The organism is Nibribacter ruber (genome assembly GCF_009913235.1).
GTDB classification, from domain to species: Bacteria; Bacteroidota; Bacteroidia; order Cytophagales; family Hymenobacteraceae; genus Nibribacter; species Nibribacter ruber.
In genome coordinates, this window is sequence record NZ_CP047897.1 from 3458023 (window position 1) to 3476963 (window position 18941).

At 53.8% G+C, this 18941-nt stretch carries 12 protein-coding genes; 3 read left to right on the top strand and 9 right to left on the bottom strand.

Translation table 11 applies throughout. The features are described 5' to 3' along the window. Positions 1-18: 18 nt before the first annotated feature. The gene (locus GU926_RS14565) at positions 19-3483 is read right to left on the bottom strand and encodes a PAS domain-containing protein (protein ID WP_160693149.1); all 3465 of its coding nucleotides are present in this window, start codon (positions 3481-3483) and stop codon (positions 19-21) included. A 123-nt stretch (positions 3484-3606) separates the two neighbouring features. Continuing rightward, on the bottom strand, positions 3607-6963 hold the full coding sequence (gene mfd / locus GU926_RS14570) for a transcription-repair coupling factor (protein WP_160693151.1): 3357 nt from the start codon (positions 6961-6963) through the stop codon (positions 3607-3609). Between the two features lie 372 nt (positions 6964-7335). On the opposite strand from mfd, the gene GU926_RS14575 reads away from it, so the two are divergent. Together GU926_RS14575 and GU926_RS14580 are read left to right on the top strand one after the other, a co-directional pair. Further along, a complete protein-coding gene (locus tag GU926_RS14575) occupies positions 7336-8595 on the top strand; it encodes a PAS domain-containing protein (protein ID WP_160693153.1) in 1260 nt (419 codons plus the stop codon). A gap of 44 nt (positions 8596-8639) precedes the next feature. Beyond that, positions 8640-8987: a histidine kinase gene (locus GU926_RS14580; protein ID WP_160693155.1), complete on the top strand. Its 348-nt coding sequence runs from the start codon at positions 8640-8642 to the stop codon at positions 8985-8987. Positions 8988-9044: 57 nt separating this feature from the next. Here GU926_RS14580 and msrA read toward each other — a convergent pair whose 3' ends face one another. From msrA to GU926_RS14605, 5 genes are all read right to left on the bottom strand, one after another. Continuing rightward, the gene (gene msrA / locus GU926_RS14585; protein ID WP_232058347.1) at positions 9045-9710 is read right to left on the bottom strand and encodes a peptide-methionine (S)-S-oxide reductase MsrA; all 666 of its coding nucleotides are present in this window, start codon (positions 9708-9710) and stop codon (positions 9045-9047) included. A 413-nt stretch (positions 9711-10123) separates the two neighbouring features. Continuing rightward, on the bottom strand, positions 10124-10681 hold the full coding sequence (locus GU926_RS14590; RefSeq protein ID WP_160693157.1) for a hypothetical protein: 558 nt from the start codon (positions 10679-10681) through the stop codon (positions 10124-10126). Between the two features lie 63 nt (positions 10682-10744). After that, a complete protein-coding gene (locus tag GU926_RS14595; protein ID WP_160693159.1) occupies positions 10745-12604 on the bottom strand; it encodes a T9SS type B sorting domain-containing protein in 1860 nt (619 codons plus the stop codon). Further along, the gene (locus GU926_RS14600; RefSeq protein WP_160693161.1) at positions 12514-14277 is read right to left on the bottom strand and encodes a DUF7948 domain-containing protein; all 1764 of its coding nucleotides are present in this window, start codon (positions 14275-14277) and stop codon (positions 12514-12516) included. Before GU926_RS14600 ends, GU926_RS14595 begins: the two co-directional genes overlap by 91 nt. Before the next feature lie 122 nt (positions 14278-14399). After that, positions 14400-14945, bottom strand: coding sequence for a YfiT family bacillithiol transferase (locus tag GU926_RS14605; RefSeq protein ID WP_160693163.1), 546 nt, complete (start codon positions 14943-14945; stop codon positions 14400-14402). Positions 14946-15126: 181 nt separating this feature from the next. Here GU926_RS14605 and mutM point away from each other — a divergent pair, with 181 nt between their 5' ends. After that, positions 15127-15987: a DNA-formamidopyrimidine glycosylase gene (gene mutM, locus GU926_RS14610; RefSeq protein WP_317165575.1), complete on the top strand. Its 861-nt coding sequence runs from the start codon at positions 15127-15129 to the stop codon at positions 15985-15987. Between the two features lie 72 nt (positions 15988-16059). Here mutM and GU926_RS14615 read toward each other — a convergent pair whose 3' ends face one another. Continuing rightward, positions 16060-16515 (bottom strand): heme-binding domain-containing protein, encoded by a 456-nt coding sequence (locus tag GU926_RS14615; protein WP_160693165.1) that lies wholly within the window; start codon positions 16513-16515, stop codon positions 16060-16062. Positions 16516-16635: 120 nt separating this feature from the next. After that, positions 16636-18924 (bottom strand): translocation and assembly module lipoprotein TamL, encoded by a 2289-nt coding sequence (gene tamL / locus GU926_RS14620; RefSeq protein WP_160693167.1) that lies wholly within the window; start codon positions 18922-18924, stop codon positions 16636-16638. Positions 18925-18941: the final 17 nt, after the last annotated feature.

Here is an 18941-nt window from a genome sequence, read left to right on the forward strand (position 1 = left end):
CAAAGATACGTAAAAACCTTACAGGCTTTCTTTAAAATAAAGGGTGAAGGTGGTGCCCTGGCCCAACTGGCTCTGCACGTCTATGCGGCCCCCGTTCTTCTGCATGATGCGGTTCACGATGTAAAGGCCCAGGCCAGAGCCGTCAACGTGGTTGTGGAACCGCTTGAACATCTGGAACAGTTTGGCCCCGTGCCGCTCCATGTCCAGCCCCATGCCGTTGTCCTGGACGGTGAGTACCAGATAGTCTCCCTCGCGCTCAGAAAAAATGGTTACCTCTGGTGTGCGCAGGGGAGAACGGTATTTTACGGCATTGCTTACCAGGTTGTACAAGATGCTCTTGAGGTTCACCCGTGAGAAGTTGAGAGAAGGTGCCGCCACGAACTGGGTGGTGATGTGGGCGTCGTTTCTGTGCAACAGATCCTGAATGCTGAGTTTCACCTCGTTCACCAAGTCATCCAGGACCACTTCTTCCTGCTGCGCGTCTATGTTCTTTTGCACCTTCACAATCTCTGCCAGGTCATGAATGGTGCCTTGTATCTGCGTGAGGGACTTGTTGAACATGCCAATCAATAGGTTGGCGTCTGGGTCCTGGAAGGTGGCGCTATGGGTGAGTTCCTTAAAGATGCTGGCCATGTTGATGATGGGCAGTTTCAAGTCATGGCTGGCCGTGTACACAAAGCTATCCAGGTCTTCATTGATGTTCATGAGTTCCAGGTTGGTCTGCTCCATGAGTGCCTCGTTGTGTTTCTGGTCTTCAATGTCTGTGCAGGTGCCAAACCATTTCACAATGAGGCCGTCTGCGTTCAGCTGCGGGAGGGCCCGGCCCAGGAACCAGCGCCATTCTCCGTCTCTGGCGCGCTTGAACCGATACTCTACCTCATAGGGCTCACCGGTTCTCAAAGAGTGCTGCCAGCGGGCAGAGGCGCGGGCCTGGTCTTCTGGGTGCACCAGGTTGTTCCACATGGTGTCGCCTTTGCTGGCCTCTACGTCATAGCCTGTGTACTCTATCCATTGGCGGTTAAAGTAGTCATGGTAGCCAGCTGGGTCTGTGGTCCAGACCAGCTGCGGCATGCTGTCTGCCAAAAACATGAAGTTCTTGGTGCTCTCCTCCAGCGCCAGCAACATGCGCTTCTGGTCTTCTATGTACGTATGCGTGCCCACCCACTGGATGATGGTGTCTCCAGCGTCTCTAATAGGCACGCCTCTTATTAAGAACCACCGGTACTGGCCGTCTGTCTTAGACCGCCAGCGGTTTTCAATCTCAAACTCATGGCCGGTTGCCAGGGCTTTCTTCCATTGTGTAATGGTGCGCTCCAGGTCATCTGGGTGCAGGTAGTTCTGCCAGCCCCAGCCTTTGAGGTTCTCAAACGACGTGCCCAGAAAACCGTCATACCATTTAGGGCTGTAATAGTCCACATCGCCGGTGGGCAGGGTGGTGAAGGTCATGTGCGGCAGGGCCTCCAGCAGGTGCAGGGTGCGCTCATGTGACACCTTGAGGTCTTGGGCCAGCTGCTCGGCCTCCTGGCGTACCAGCACCTGCTCGGTGACCTCCACTATCAAAATCATGATGCCTTCCACGGCGTGGTGTTCATCAAAGAGCGGCTGGTACACAAAGTTGAAGTAGCCCAGTTCTAACTGCCCGTTGCCGGTTCTGTCCAGAAAGGCGGGAGACTCGTTGCCCACGTAGGTTCTACCCGTAGCGTACACGTTCTCGATGATCTCAAAGAACCCCTGGCTCTTTAATTCAGATAACGCAGACTTGAAGGGTTTGCCCACAATGTCCCGGCTGCCCACCAGTTGCTTGAACTGGGGCGTGGCGAAGTCAATGAGCCAGTTGGCTCCCTTGAGCACCGCAAATTGCACCGGCGACTGGGACAGCATGCGCTTAACGTACTCATCGCGCTCGCGCAGTTTCTGCTGAATGTCTTTCTGTTCCTGTATGTCTGTGTCTACGCCAATCCAGGTTTGAATAGTACCGGCCTGGTCCCGCAGGGGAGTAGCCCGCATGGTGAAATAGCGGTACTGGCCGTCTGCGGCCCGCCGTAAACGAGCCTCGTTCACATATTCTTTGCCCGTGGCCAGAGCCTTTTGCCAGGCGGCCTGGGTGGCGGCCAGGTCTTCTGGGTGCACAATGGCCTCCCAGCCTTGTTCTGCCGTGCTAGTGCCCGTGTAGGTGTACCAGGCCTTGTTGTAGTAATGGATGTATCCGTCTGCCCCGGCCACCCAGGCAATGGCCGGAATGCCTTCCAACAGGCCGCGTACATGCTCTTCACTGGCTTTTAGATCTGCGGCGGACTTGTTCTTCTCCGTGAGGTCCATCATGGCCCCAATCATGCGGTGAGGCTTGCCCGTTGGGTCACGGGCTATGATGCCCCGGTCAAAGATGTCTGCGTAAGAACCGTCTGCCTTTCTGAACCGGTACTCGTCCTGCCAGTGGATGCCCTGGTCAGAGTCAATGACCTTGTGAATGCCCTCCATGACGCGGGCCGTGTCTTCTGGGTGTAGGCGGCTGTACCAGGACTGGACGTCATGCTCAATGTCTTTGTCTTGGTAACCAAACGTGACTTTGAAGCCGTCGTTCCACCAGATGGAGTCATCTAGCAGGTTCCAGTCCCAGATGACGTCATTGGTGGCCTTGGCCATGAGTTCAAAGCGCTCCAGGTTCTCCTTGGCCAGCCGTTGGGTTTCCTGCTGCTGTTCTACGTCTAGGAGGGTGCCCATCATGCGGTAGGGTTCTCCTTCTTCATTGTAGAGGATGTAGCCATGGTCTATGACCTGGGTATAGTGGCCGTTGGCTTTTAAGAAGCGGTATTTGCCCCTCCAGACTTTTTCTCTTTTTTCAATGCCCTGCCGGATGTTTGCCCGCAAAAGGGGATAGTCCTGGGGGTGCACGCGGGTCTCCCAAATAGAAGGCGGTTCCCCGTCTGCTGGTGCGCAGTGGCCAAACACTTGCTCAAAGTTCTCGCCCCAGAAGAATCTTTCGTTTTTGATGTCATACTCCCAGGAAACGCCGCCAGAGGCCTCCACGATCACGTTCATGCTGCCTTTTACCAGGTCCTGCTCTTTTTCCTGCAGGTACCTGGCGGTAATGTCTTCTACCGTGTGCACCAGGTACAGCACATTGCCGGTGGGGCTGAGAACGGGCGTATTTAGGGCTTGCCAGTATTTTATCTCAAAGTCAGTGCCGTGGAGAATGTCATACCGCTGCACTTCCATTTTGTGCGGCTCTTTGTACTGCAGGGCGTATTCCAGGGAAAGCTTCAGGTTTTGAACGCCGTCTGCGTCTTGCTGCTGGGGATTGTCTGGGAACACGTCAAACACGTATTCGCCCAAAATAGACCTGGTCTTGAACGTATTGGCGAGGTAAGTGTCACTGGCCTCCAGAATGATGAAGTCTGGGGAGAGAATCAGGTGCAAGCTCGGCAGGGCCCTGAAGATTGACCCAAGGTCAAGGGCAATGCTGGATGCAGAAAGAACGGTCATGGGCTAGAAATCAATACGTGCTACCAAGGCCATAATCCCTGGCGGGGCTGTTTGTTTAGACAACCCATCTAAAAGTACCGTTTTTGGCCAGTTTTCCGGAAAAATGGCCAAAAACGGTACTTTCTACGCTTGCAGTTCCTCAAAAATAGCCTGCGCTGACTCTAAGGTAGAGACATTCTCTACAATCACAATCAGCTTGTCTTTGGCTTCTTTGAGTCTGGAACGGCGCGCGTGTTGCTGCACGTACTGTAAAATGCGGCTAAAGGTTTCAGACTGGAAGAAAGGATCATTGTTTTGGCTGGGGATGTAGCCCTTGAGCGTTTCTTTCTTGAGCGTAAGCTTCTCAAAACCAAGATGACAAGCCTCCCAACGCATTTTTACAATGGTCACCAGCTGCTCCACCTGCGTTGGCATAGGCCCGAAGCGGTCTACCATTCCCTCTACCAGTTTATTCAGGCTCTCCAGATCCTTGACGCTGTCCAGCTTGCTGTACATCTGCAGGCGCTCAGAAATGTTGCTGATGTAGTAATCTGGGATGAGAATCTCCAAATCTGTTTCAATGGAGCACTCGCGCACCGGTTCCACCAGCTTGTCCAGGTCCACGTCCTTAAAGAACAACTCCTTAAACTCGGTCTCTTTCAGTTCCTGCACGGCCTCGTCCAGAATCTGATGGTAGGCCTCAAACCCAAGGTCTGTGATGAACCCGCTCTGCTCGCCGCCCAGCATGTTCCCCGCCCCGCGTATGTCAAGATCGCGCATGGCAATTTTGAAGCCTTCGCCTAGGTCTGAGAACTCTTCTAAGGTACTCAAACGCTTCCGCGCGTCTGACGGCAAGCCAGACACAGGTGGCGTTAATAAATAGCAATACGCTTTCTTGTTGGAACGGCCCACGCGCCCGCGCATCTGGTGCAAGTCGCTCAAACCAAACATGTGCGCGCGGTTGATGATGATGGTGTTGGCGTTGGGGATGTCCAGCCCGCTTTCAATGATGTTGGTAGAGACCAGCACGTCATACTCACCCTCCACGAAGCGCATCATGCGTTTCTCTAGCTCCTCTGGGTCCATCTGGCCGTGTGCGTAGGTCACCTTGGCGTCTGGCACTAACTTAAGAATGAGGTTGGCCATCTCTTCAATGTCTGCAATGCGGTTGTGCACGAAGAAGACTTGTCCCTTGCGTTTTAATTCTGCCGCAACGGCATCTCTAATAAGTGTGTCTTCAAAGACATGCAATTCTGTCTGAACCGGCTGGCGGTTAGGTGGCGGCGTGGCAATTACACTTAGGTCACGGGCGCCCATCAAAGAGAAGTGCAGCGTTCTTGGGATTGGCGTGGCGGTGAGCGTGAGCGTGTCTACATTCACCTTTATCTCTTTGAGGCGGTCTTTGGTCTTCACTCCAAACTTCTGTTCCTCATCAATGATCAACAGGCCCAGGTTCTTGAATTTGACGTCTTTGCTGGCTAGTCTGTGCGTACCAATCAGGATCTCGGTTTTGCCCTCGGCCACGCGGGCCAGGGTTTCCTTGATCTGCTTGGTGGTCTTAAAGCGGTTAATGTACTCTACGTTCACAGGGAACGCCTCCAGACGGTCCCGGAATGTCTTGTAATGTTGCATGGCCAGAATGGTGGTAGGCACCAACACGGCCACCTGCTTGCCGTCACAGGCGGCTTTGAAGGCGGCGCGTATGGCAATCTCCGTTTTCCCGAAGCCCACATCTCCGCAGACCAGTCTGTCCATGGGGTGCGGTTGTTCCATGTCGTTTTTGACGTCCTCGGTGGCTTTGCCCTGGTCTGGCGTGTCTTCATAAATGAACGAAGACTCCAGTTCTGCCTGCAAGAACCCGTCTCTGGAGAACGCGTAACCCGGCGCAGCCTTGCGTTTGGCGTATAACCTGATGAGCTCGGCGGCAATGTCTTTGACCTTGCTCTTGACTTTCTTTTTCTTGTTCTCCCATTCAGGGGAGCCCAGCTTGCTCATGCTGGGCGGCGTGCCTTCCTTGCCGGTGTATTTGGATATTTTGTGCAAGGAGTGAATACTCACATACAGCAAATCATCATCTCTATAGACTAATCTAATGGCTTCCTGCAAACGGCCGCCCACTTCTACTTTCTCCAGTCCCGCAAAACGCCCTATGCCGTAGTCCATGTGCGTGACATAGTCGCCGGGTTTGAGGGTGCGGAGTTCTTTGAGGGTAAGGGCTTTGGATTTGGAATAGCCTTCCTTGGTTTTATGCTTGTAGTAGCGTTCAAAGAGTTGGTGATCTGTGTAGGCGACAAGCTTTACCTGGTCGTCTACAAATCCTTCACGGAGGGCAATCATGAGGTGGTGGAACCGTACGTCATGGTCCAGCTCATCAAAGATGGTGAGCAACCGGTCTGCCTGACGCGGCGACTCAGAGGCGATTACGTTCACATAGCCGTTGCTCTGGTTTTCATGCAGGTTGGCGGCCAACCGTTGGAAGTCTTTGTTAAACGACGGCTGCGGATGCGCTTGAAACTGGATGACCTCGGCGTTCTTAAAATTGAAGCGCTTGCCAAACTCTACCAAGGTGAATTTCTCCAGACCTTTCTTGAACGCCTTGCCGCTCTCAAACAAGTCGGCGGGTTTAGAGACAATCTGTACGCCCGCGCTGTGCTCCAGCATCTCTTGGAAAGCCTGCTCGGCTTTCTCAAAGGACTCGTTCACTACCTCAACGGTCTGGCGGTAGTCCTTCACCCAAATTTTGCTGTCCTCTGGAATAAAGTCCAGGAACGATTCGCGGGTTTCTTGCAGCAGCTTGGTTTGCACGTTGGGGATGATGCTAATCTGCTTCTTCTGCTCTACGCTCAGCTGTGTGTTGGGGTCAAAAGTCCGGATGGATTCAATCTCATCGCCAAACAACTCCAATCTATACGGCAGCTCATTGGCATAGGAATAGACGTCTATGATGCCGCCTCGCACGGCAAACTGGCCGGCTTCATACACAAAATCCGTGCGCTCAAAGTCATAGCTGTTGAGAATCTCCGTGAGGAAATTGACATCCAGCTTTTCGCCCACCTTGGCCCCCAGCGTGTTGGCCACCAAAGATTTTTTGTTGATGACTTTCTCCGTCAGGGCTTCGGGGTAGGTCACAATCAGAGCGCCGGCGGTGCCACGGTCATTGAGGCGGTTGAGGACTTCGGCCCGTAAAAGAATGTTGGCGTTCTCTGTGTTGTCAAACTGGTAGGCGCGCTTGTAAGAACTAGGGAAGAGCAGGACTTCCTGGTTGTCTTCCAGCAGGCTGGAAAGATCACTGTAAAAATAGGCGGCTTCTTCGCGGTCATGCAGCACGAAGAGGTGCGTACGGGCCTGCATGGTTTGCAACGCAGACGCCACCACGGCATCCAGACTGCCCACCAAGCCCTTGAGCTGCACATGCAACGGTTCTGCACTAGACAGGCGTTCTGCCACGGTCTGCACTACGGGGTCCTGGCGGTATAACTCTAAAAGTTGTGTTGCTTTCAAGGGGATATTCTTTCCTGAGATACGGGGCAAAGCTAGCCATTCTTGCCGGTTACTGGAAACGCAGCCAGCCGCGCCTTTGTTTTGCCAAAGGAGCCAAGAAATAGGTAAGCCCTAATTAATTGACAAGCGCCATGTCTTGAAAAAGGCAGTGGCCACACGGTCGTTTTTGGCTTGTTTTCCAGAAAACAGGCCAAAAACGACTTGTCAAGCACCCTTTGGCAAAAGTATTTTTAAACCTTTAGGCTGGTATTTGCTTCAACCTAGAACCACTTGTTTATTTTTTTGCGGTAGCCGTCGTCAAAAAGGATGATCTGGCCGTATGCTCACCGGATTTGTACTAAATTTGCCCCGCGTTCTTATAGCCCACTGCTTATGGATTTCTTCGATTTTTTTATCAACGTTCCAGAAAACATAGTCATTGTCTCCCCTGAGTTTAAGATTCTGGCCGCTACAGACACGTATCTGAAAACCACCATGAAAACCCGGGAAGACATTCTAGGGAAAACATTCTTAAAGGAAGTCTACCAAAACCCAGACGTTTCTTTTGAGGAAAACCCGGTGATCCTGTCCATTGAGCGGGCAATTGCCACCAAGAAGATAGACTACCTGGACGTGCTGCGCTATGACCTGGAAAAGTCTGAGGAAGACGGCGGCGGCTATGAAACCCGGTACTGGGAAGCCTCGCACACGCCCGTGCTGGATGAGCACCAGAACGTTCGGTACGTGATCCAGAACACGCATGACGTGACAGAGCGCGAGCAAGCCAGAAAAGCCATGAAAGTGAGCGAAGGCAAGTTCAAGTTTCTGACAGACGCGGTGCCGCAACTCATTCATACCAATGACCCAGATGGTTCCTGCAACTATGTGAACCAGCGGTGGCTGGAGTATACCGGCTTGACGTATGACCAGCTCATGGGCATGCAATGGCTAGACACCATCCATCCAGAAGACCTGCCCTCGTTAAACCAACGCCGCCAGCAAGCCATTGCCGCCCAAGAGGAATACCAGATGGAGGCCAGGATTAGGAGCAAGGACGGCCAATACCGGTGGCACCTGCTCAAGAGCATTCCCATGCGGGAGGAAACCGGCGAGGTGGTCATGCGCGTGGGCAGCGTCATGGACATTCATAACACCAAGATCATGGTGCAGGAAATGCTGGAGGCCAATGAGCAACTGTCTACCCTCTCTGACCAGCTTCAGCTAGCCTACCAGCAAGCCGAAGACCAACGCGTTACCATGGAGCACCTCATCATGCAGGCGCCAGCGTTGTTTGCCACGCTCAAAGGCCCTGAGCACGTCTTCACCCTGGTCAACTTCCATTACCAAAACCTCTTTCCTAAACGAGAATTAAAAGGCAAGACCATTAAAGAAGCGCTGCCAGAGGTGATAGAGCAAGGCTTTGTCCAGCTCCTGGACAACGTCTTTGAGACCGGCATCCCGTTCGTGGCCGAAGAGATTGGAGTGGCCCTGGACCGGGACAACAACGGACAACTGGTAGATGCCTTCTTCAACATCATTTACCAGCCCCTGTATGAAACCGGAAAAGTAGCGGGTATTATTGTGTTTGGCTACGAGGTAACCGACAAGGTGAGCCTGAGAAAAGAACTGGAAACGTATAAGGCTCGTCCCTAATCCTTGATGGCATTGCCAACCCACCCATTTGTAGCGTACCATACATGAATCAGGCGCAGATAGATTTTCAGCAACTAAGAATTAAACACATTCTGTTTAAGTCAAAGGTGCGTTCTGTGCTGTACGGTGGCACCATAGACGAGGCGTTTTTCTCCAGTGCTGGTCCCATTTCCGTTTGGTTTTCTACTGTGGGCCTCAAATACCAGCGCGAAGCCGAGATGTTTGAGGCAAAGCAAGTGTATCAAAACCTGGAGTCCACGGCACGCTCCCTGTTCAGTCTTTACAACAATGGCAAGATGGAGCAGGCCCAAAACGGCTTGAACGAGATAGAATCCCTCTCTGAAAAATTTGTAGCGGTGCTGTCTAAATTAGAAGCCAAGCTGATCCGCTAGGCAACCACAAACCCTTTCAAAGCAAGAAGGCCCTTCAGATGAAGGGCCTTCTTGCTTTTATTCCTCGTCCTTAAGTTTGCCTTCCATTTTCTTCTTGAACTTCTCCAGCTTGGGTTTGGAGACGCTTTGCATATACGGGTTGTCTGGATTGGTCTTGTAGAAATCCTGATGGTAGTCTTCGGCGGGGTAGAATTCTTTTAACGGTTCTACCTGCGTGACAATGGGCGCCTGAAACGCGCGGGCGCTGTTTAGTTTGGCAATGTAGGCGTCAATCTGGGCTTTCTCCTCTGGGGTTTTGTAGAAGATGGCAGACCGGTATTGAGTGCCCACGTCTGGTCCCTGGCGGTTGAGCGTGGTAGGGTCATGGGCCGCGAAGAAGGCTTCCAGCAAGGTTTGGTAGCTGATCACTTTGGGGTCATAGTGAATCTGGACGGCCTCGGCGTGGCCCGTCATGCCACTGCTCACCTGCTCATAGGTGGGGTTTTTAACGGTACCGCCGGTATAGCCAGAAACCACCTCGTGCACGCCCTTGAGTTTTTCAGCAGATTCTTCGGTGCACCAGAAGCAGCCACCCGCAAACGTGGCCACGGCCAAGCCCTCTTTAGGAACCGGCGCGGTAGTGGTCGTGGATTGGCTGCGTTTGGTTGTCTGCTTTTTGTTCTGGCTCTGCGCGCAGGACGTAAAGCCCAACAGTATCATGAAAAGGAAGAGGAAGTGTCTCATATCTTGAAAGGAGCAATGGTTTGCCTGCAATGATAACCCGTTTGGTCAGGCAAAAGTTTTATTACAGGGCGCAAGGAGAACTTGCTGGCAAAGAAACCTACCACCTTTCCAACGGAGGACTAGCTATGGACTTCTCTGATATACCCTCATCAACAATGAGCTGAAAATCAGGTAAGCAAACTTCAGTCAAGAAGACTTGCAAGGGAGATAGAGCAAGCTGCGCTGAAGTTTACCTGGAAGGACGCTTTCTTGGAAAAAAATGAAGCCGAGAAACTCACCTTTCTGTTTTAGGTGGAAAAGGGTAGGAGGTGTAACAAGGTGTCCATGGGGAGGAACCGTTTGGCGTTGCGGCGGTTGGTCATGAATTCCATTTTTGGCCTATTTTCTGAGAAACAGGCCAAAAACGGAAATTCTTAGTAGGTACTGGAGGACCGTAGGTTCTGCTTGTATATCTGCCAGATGAAAAGACCCACACCGGCAGCCAGCAGGGCATAGGTGAGCCAGGTGAGCCACCCACCCGTGTCCCGCCGAAGGGCGTCTTCCGCGGTAAGAAAAGTCTTGTTCAGCTTGGGGGCAGAGAGGCTGTAGATGCGGCGGTTGCCCTCGTTTTTAACAGGATCTTCCCGCTTGTTGTATTCCACGCGCAGGCGGTCGCCGGGTTTCACCTGGGCCTTAAAGGCAGCGGTGTCAAAAAGAGCAGCCTCGTTTTTAGGCAATACAAAGCGCTCGGTGAGTTCCTGTAGCCAGAATCCGTAATCCAGGTCACCCTCGGTAGATTTCTTGAAAGAATAGTTGGAGAGAGTACCTTCTTTGGGAGTAAGGTCTTTGGGGCTCTGCACGCCTTTGGTGCCGTAATCCAGACCCAGCAGGATTAGCCCGGCCACCACCAAGATGGTAGCGGGCAGAAACTGCCGTGAGATGGTAAGCGGAGTATTAAGAATCCCTATCTTTTTTCTGGGAGGTCTAGCCATGCATGTGTCAGTTATTTGTCAAAGATAAGAACGCCTGCGCCTTCTGAAAAGTGTCTGTGGCGCTTATCTCACAATCTCTACCCAGCCTTTGGCGGTATTGCCTTCCGTGTCTTTGAGCAGATAGAAGTAGGTGCCCTCAGAGAGATCGTCTCCTTTCCAGTTTTGTTGGTAGTTGCTGTTCTGGTACACCAGCCTGCCCCACCGGTTATAGATGGTCAGGGACGTAGGCAGGCAGCTGAAGCGTTGCACAAAAGTGTCATTGACGCCATCGTCATTGGGCGTGAAGATATTGGGCACTTTGCTGTCCACTACTACTAGTTTGCCTACTTCTACTTGTTCCTGGCATCCGTTGCCATACATCACGGTCAATTTTACCGTGTAGGTGCCGGGCTGGGCGTACTGGTGGCGCGGCTCTTTGAGCGTGGACTGCGCACCATCCCCAAAATCCCAGAGCCAGCCGGTGCCGCCAGAAGTGGTGTTGGCAAACAGCGCATTAAACGGAGCATACCCGGCAATGGCAGGATCACTTTGACAAGCGTTGGCCAGAGAGGCCTTGATGTTGGGCTGCGGCGCCACCGTAATTTTTCTGGTGGCTGAGACGGCGCAGGGAGCCGTGATGGAGTAGGTAAGCACAACTGACCCTTTCAAGCCAGCGGGAGGCGTGAAAACGCCGTTTGGCGTGACATGCAGTCCTGTCCAGACGCCGCCTGCTAAGTTGGTAGTCAGTTGCACTGGCGTGGTGGAACCAGGACAGATGACCAGCTCAGGACCTAAATCCAGGGTAGGAAGAAAGACTTCTATGGTTTGAGTAATGCTTCCGCAAAAGCCGTTAGTCCCGTTGCTGCTGTAGGTGATTACGTGGGTGCCCAGGCCCGCCACCTGTGGGTTGAAGGTGTTGCCCACCACGCCTCGGCCTGAGAAGGTGCCCCCCGCCGGCGAACCCGTCATGGCAATAGCGACTGGGTTGTTAGAGCAGAATTTTGTGGCAGGCATGGAAATGGTATGCGGCGTAGGATTCTGGACGGTTACCACTTTCGCATCAGAGACGCTGCACGTGCCGGTGCCGGTAATGGTGTAGGTGAGGTTGACCTTGCCAATAAGCGCCTCTGTGGGCCTGAAAATGTAAATGCCGTTCACAGAAGAAACGCCTGCCCCAGACCAGACTCCTCCCAAGGGAGATCCAGTCAGCAGCATGGCAGGACTGTTGGAACATAACACCGTGTCCTGGCCGGCGCTGGCTTCCAACTCTTCCACAAAGTTGAACTTGAAAGACGCATTGTTACAGTTAAAGCTCAGGTTAGTAGGTGAGTACGTGTTGGCGCCCGGTGGAATAGGGAAGTTGGACTTGCCGCCGCAACCGCCGCAGACAGACTGGTACACAAAGCCCCGTTTGTCAAATCGGCTGGTGCCGCCGTCTACGTGCTCGCCGCTGCCCCTGGTAAGGGTCTGGTCACCGCCGTAAAAAGTGCCGTACAGGAGTTTTTTGGCGTCATTGCTGAACTGGGCCAGGTAAAAGTCCATGCCGTCTGTGGTGGTTTGCACCGCTCTGGCCGTGGTGGGCAGGCCAATGGTGTTTCCGTTGCCATAGCCTATGTTACTGCCCCCGCCCCAGCCGGCCACATAAATGCGCTCGCAGTCATCTACCAGAAACGCCGTGGGTGAAATGTCAATGGTAGGTCTACCCGCCCCAAACACGGTAGAAAAGATGGTGGCGTTTAACGCATTGTTGAGCTTATGGATGAATTGCCGCCCCGCCGTGGTCTTGAACGTACCAGCGGTGGTGGGATATTCGCCCATGGTCTGGCCCAGCACATACACGTTCTCTGCCTGGTCTAACTGCAAGAAATAGGTTTGGTCATACACAGAGGTGCCCAGGAAAGTGGCCCCGGCCAGGCTTTTGCCATTGGCGTTGAACTTCGCCACAAACCCGTCTGTACCCCCCGGGTGGAAGGATGCAGGCCCAAGCCCGCCCCAGGCACCAGCAAACTAGTGGTTCCGCCGGCCACGTATACGTTCAGGGCCTTGTCTAACTGGATGGAATAGGCCGCGTCTGTACCCGTTCCTCCGTATAAATTACTCCACACCAGGGAGCTCAAATCAGGAGAAAGTTTCACCACCACCGCATCATTGGTGCCGCCGGCAAAGGCAAAGTTCAAGCCGTTGGGTTTGGGAAAATCCGCAGACGCCGTGTTGGAGGCAATGTACACGTTGCCAGCCGCATCTGTGATGATGTCCCCGCGGTACTGGTCTCCGTAGTTGCGCACCAATGAAGGGGACGCTGTCTGAAACCTCTCTAATAATCCGTCATTGTTGCTGCCTCCCAAAAAGGTAGAGGCCAGCAGGTTCTCTCCGTTCTGGCTCAGGCGCGTGATGACCAAATCAGAGCCATTGCTGTAAATAGGGTTTCCGCCGCCGCCCAGCGGTGAAGTAGATACGCCGCCGTTAAAGGAACGGTCATAGGCGGTGGCAGAAGTTGGGAAGTCAATAGAGCTGGACGTGCCCAGTACCAGTAATTCATCCTGTGCGTTAACCACCAAACTATGCGGAGATTCTGTGTCGCCGCCGCCCAGGTAGGTTGCGTACAAACGGGCCGCAGGGCCAGAGACAGAGGTTTTGTATTTGATGATGGCCATGTCCCAGGCGCCCATGTAAGTCTCCTGAAAGGCGCCCGGCGAGGTAGGATATCCCACAAAATCAGCAATGCCCCCCGAATACATGTTGCCCTGACTGTCATAGGTAGCGGTGTAGCCCCAGTTGTCGGCGGTTGAGCCAGAGAAAGTAGAGAACTCCACCACCGGGTCAATGACCAGCGGCAGGTTTTGGTCATAGCCGTCAGGGAAGCTGAACCGCAGGGTCTGGCCCTCCAGAACGTACTGACAGGAGACCGGAATGCGCTGATTGTTGGTTATTTGATAAGCCACCGGCTGATGTTCGGTTACCTGGCCCACAGTGGTGGCAATAACCAGGTTTCCGTTCTGCAAAGACAGCCGGGAGGCGCCTTCGTATTTTACTTGTATGCTCTGGGACTTAGCGCCGGGGGCAAGCAGGAAATCGTACTTCAGTTGGCCGTCTTTCTCATACCAGGCCATGTCAATGCCGGTGTACACGTTTTGGTAGGTGACCTTCCGGAAGTTTCTAGCGCCTTTTCCCCAGCGGGCGGGGTTGTTGCCCAGATAGAAGTTGCTCACGCCGGGCGCCTGTTCCTGGCCTTGTACGTTGGGACCCACGGTGGCTCCTTGTAAGGTGACGGTATACGCGTGCCCCTTTCTCCTCTGGGGGGAGGCATCGCTTAAGGGAGCGTTGTCAGAAGTTGTTGGTTGGCCGTGGGTGTCAGGTAGCGGCTCCTGCAAGGCATACACAAACGCATTGCCCTGTAAAAACAGCCGCCCACCGGGCACGGCCGCCGAAAAACGGACTTGCTTGGGCCACTGTCCCTTGTTTTCTGTAAACTCCAGTGCGCGCGCATCCTCTCCCTGAGAAGCCGGGGCCACCACAAACGGCGTAGGCGCAATAGCAGGTGTCGTGTTTTTAGCGGGTGCCCAGGCAAGCGTTTGCCAAAGCAGGGAAAAGACAGAAAGGAGGGAGAGCAGATGCATAGCCAGCGTAAGGTCAGGCTAAAAATAATCTAATTTAAGGAGAGTTGATAGTTTTTAAGCCTTCGTTTTTGGCTTCTTTTCTGGAAAACAGGCTAAAAACGAAGGCTTTCAGGAAGGAGGGCTTACCAGCCCAGTCGTTCTTTCAAGCTGGTGATGTGCGCTAAATGGTGCCGGCTGTGCCAGTCATACATGCCCACGGTCTGGAACAGGAACATCTCGCCGCCTTCTGGGTGCACAAAGGTGCGGTGCCACTGCGGGAACGTCATGGAACGCAACAGTAGGACCCAGCGCTGGTGCAGGGCGTCTAAGAGGTGCAAAGAGCTTTCAATGGGGGCCGTCTGGGCATCTGGTAGTTGGGCCCAGCCGTTCTCATCATAGGGTTTTATGACGGGGCGCTCCTCGGTTAAGGCCAGCCTGAAGCGGGTGTAGCTGTTCAGGTGGCTGTCTGGCAGGTGGTGCACCACTTGGCGTATGGTCCAGCCGCCGGGGCGGTAGGGCGTGTCTAACTGGGCCTCGGTGAGGCCTTCCACCGCGGCGCGCAGCTGGGCGGGCAGGGCGGCAATCACGTCAATGGATTGTTGGGTGAGCGTAGTCTGGTAAACCGACGGTAATTCACAGCGTCCCACCGGGAAACGCAGTTGTTCAAGGGAAAGGGTAGGTGTTTCCATACTCGCTAAGCTTAAGGGTTTACCAAATCTACCAAAATTAGAGGAGCATTCTGGCATAGTTTGCCTTTAATTTGCGTGCGTATTTCTACTGAATTTCACCCCGTGCGCTTTCTATAAAATTGCCGTTCCCTCATAACCAATTGCCGTGTTCAGGGGTTAACAAGAGAAAGCCGTTTTTGGGTTGTTTTCCAGAAAACAGGCCAAAAACGACACCCTCACCGCTATGCCAGAACTACCCGAAGTAGAGACCTATAGAAGATTTATTGAGGAGACCAGCCTGCACCAGCCCATTGCCGAGGTGGAGGTGCAAGACCCCAAGCGCCAGTTACAAGGAGATGTGGACGAGTTCAGACGCGCTTTGCGGGGCCACGCCTTCACGGGTACTCACCGCATTGGCAAGCAGCTGTTTCTTTTCACAGATCATGGCTGGGTGGTGACCATGCACTTTGGCATGACCGGCGATGTGGCCTATTACAAAGATGAAGCCGAGACTCCCCGGTTTGCCCGAGCCGTTTTTCATTTCCAGAATGGGTTCAGGCTGGCGTTCATAGATTCCAGGAAATTTGGCCGGATTGGCTTAACACCCAGCGTAGAAGCCTTCCAGAAACAGAAAAAGCTGGGCCCGGACGCCTTAACCATCACGGCAGAAGAGCTCGCTCAGGGCTTAGGCCAGAAGAAAGGCGTCCTCAAATCATTGCTCCTGGACCAGCGCATTGCGCCCGGCGTAGGCAATTGGATAGCAGATGAAGTCCTGTTCCAGGCCAAGCTCCACCCAGAACGCCGCGCCGATACGCTTACCCCAGAAGAGATTGAACGGCTGGCCGCTTCCATTAGAGAAGTTCTGGAAACCGCCGTTCGCGCCGAAGCCATTTACCGCGACTTCCCGGCGCATTACCTCATTCACGCGCGGGAGTGGGACGAAAGCCCTTCGGGCGGAGCCCAGGACGCGCACTTGCACTGCCCGCACTGCCAAACCAAGATTGAGAAAGACTACGTGGGCGGCCGGGCCACGTACTTCTGCCCGCAGTGCCAGATGTTGTAACTTGGGTTTGTGTAAGTAGCTGGTTATAATGTGTTTTAATGGAATCCTTATTGCCAGGCTCAGACCATAAGGTTAGTTAGGCTTTTTAGTCTGAGACTTTAGCCAGGCCAGCAGTTGTTGTTTCTGCGGCTCTGTGAGCTTACTCTCTGGATGCATGAGCGTGTAAGAAGACAAGGGCATCTCGCCTTCCGTCACCATCTCATAGCTTTCGTCTAATTTGTGCGCGGCCTTCTTGGGCGTATAGTCTCCCCACTCAGAAAAGTTGAGTTCCTGGCGGCCTTCGGTGATGTGCCGTTTCACCCACCAGGACACCGGGGCCACGTTGGTGTACCAGGGATAAATGCTCTTGTTGGAATGGCAGTCATAGCAAGACGCCTTAAGCATGTTTGCCACAGCCTGCGGCGGGTTCTTAAGCGCTATGAAATCCTTGGCCGGGTCTGCGGGCGGGTTGGTTTTGTCTATACGTATGAATTGGATAAGGACAAGCAGACCTAGAATAGCCCAGAGAATCTTGGTTTTCTTTTTCATGCAGAGGAGGTTTTAGTCTGGCAAAATGTAATCAATTCCATTGAATCACTACAGATGATAGTTGTCATTTTTGGGCTGTTTTTCAGGAAACAAGCCAAAAACGACGTTGGCTCAGCAGTTTTAGAATGGATAGCCAATGGCCAGGTTCAGGACACCGGTGCCAAACAGGCCGCCGTTGCTGGGACGAGTGGTAGTGCGGTAGTTGGGGTCCCGCAGCGGGTAGGCCAGATCAAAGCGCACTACAAAAAACTGCACGTCTATGCGCACGCCGGCACCGGCGCCCACCGCCAGCTGGCTCATGAAATTGCCGCCAAACTCGCCGCCCGGGCGGTCTGGGTCTTGGTCATACAGCCACACGTTGCCGGCATCTACAAACAAAGCGCCTTTCAGGTAGGGGTCCAGCAGCGGGAACCTGAACTCGGCGTTGCCTTCCAGCCTGATGTCGCCGGTCTGGTCAAAGTAGGAGAAGGTACGGCTGGGGTCTTCGGGGTCAATGTCCTGGGTAGGGTCATACACGCCCGGGCCAATGCTGCGCGCCGGAAACGCCCGTATGCTGTTGGGCCCGCCAATGCCATATTGTTTGATGTAAGGCAGCACGCTGGAGTTGCCGTACGGGATGCCCACGCCGCCCAGCAGTCGCGTGGCCAGCACCAGCTTGTCTGTAATGTTAAAATAGTAGCGGGTTTCCAGGTCTGTCTTCACGTACTGTGAGATGGCCTGGCCCGCCAGCGTGTTCGGGAACTCAGGGTCTGCCGGCCGCTTGTTCTTGGCCCTGAAGATGAGGCCCCACAAACCGCCAGACAAATCAATGCCCGGACTGATGTAAAACTGGTGCGTACGGTTGGCAATGCCCTGGGTGTTGAACACCAACCGGTAATTACCCCCAATAATGAACTGCTGGTCAAAGGAGCGGGCCAGAAAGGGGCGGGTTCTCAGAATCTCGGCGAAGGCGGCGCTGGTGTCTGACAATTGCGCAAACTGCACCTGCACCGGGTTTACCACAAATTCTGTGGTGGCAAACTGTTTCCAGGAGTAGCCATACTCAAAGTTAAAGGAGTTCTGCTTGAAGAAATCGCGCCGGTCAAAGAACCTGAAACCTGCCTTGAAACTGGTTCTGGGCTGGTACATGCTGGAAGAGATTCTGATGTCAAAAGGCGAGATGATGCGCGGAACGTGCATCTCGGCATCGGCGCCCAGCTCATAAGAAGACAGGCCGGTTCTGGACGTTTGGCCGCTCACCTGCGACTCAAAGGAGCCCACCAGATTAACCAGAAGCAACTCGGCCCCGCGCAAGGCGTTCCGGTTCCTGAAGCTGACGGTAATGCCCGGTCCGGCAAAGCCGTTGGATTTTTGTACGGTCAGAACCTCGGCGCGCAGTGATTTCTTTTTGGCCTGCGTTAAGAGAATGGACGCGTTGAGCAGACCGCCGCGGCCCACAGAGTCCTGCGGGTCAAAGCGCAGCTCGGTGAATTTGAAGGTGCCCAGATCCATGAGGCGGTTAATGGTCTGGAGGTGCTTTTTGCGGCTGTATTTCTCGCCGTTCTTGATGAAGACTGCATTCAGGATGGCCCGGGCCTTGAACGTTTCTTCGTCTGGGTAGTATTTGTAGTCCTGGTACTGTACCGGCTTTTCATAGTGGAGGGTGTCACCCAGAGAGTAGTCTGAGAAGACAGACACAGACTGGTAGCGGTACGGAATGAGCGCTTTCTCTGGCGCCGTCTCTTTCACGCGCACGTAAATGTTGACCTTGTTGTTGAGCGTGCTGTCTACGTGAAAGATGAGATAGTCTTCGTCAAAAAAGAAAAAGCCTTCTTCTTTCATGATGCCGTCTATGCGCAGGCGTTCGGCTATCATGGTCTGCAGGTCATACGGGCCGTTGGGCTGCAGCAGGCTTTCTGGCTGGGTTTTCCTGATGGCCACAGAAAGGCTGTCTGTGCCCTGCGGGAACTGAATCTTCTCAATCAGGTACTGCCTGCCCACCGTGGCTGTGTAGTTAACGCTGGCCATTTTGCGCTTGCTGGTGCTGTCTACCTGGTGCGCCAACTCAGGCTTAAAATAACCTTTGTTGTACAGACGGTTGATCATCTGGCCCTGCACCTTGGTGGGGTCTGCCTCGCTTAACAGCACGGGCGGTTCTCCCAGGCGGGTTTTGATCCAGTTGGTGATGCCCTTGGTTTCCTTGTTTCCGCCAAAGGCGTTGTAAATCCAGAGCTTAGGCCGAAGACCCAGGAAAGAGGTGTTGGGCTGGGGCCGGATGGCGTCTGCCAGCTCTCCTTCCAGGGGCTTGGTGTCTGTGTCTGGGTTGTCTGACTTGACCGTGATGTCTCCGCCAATGTAGAGGTAGTCGCCCTGTGGTACGCTTTTGGTGCTGCTGCACCCCGTAGCCAGCGAGAGAGCCAGAAGAATCATCCCTGCCAGAAGAGAGG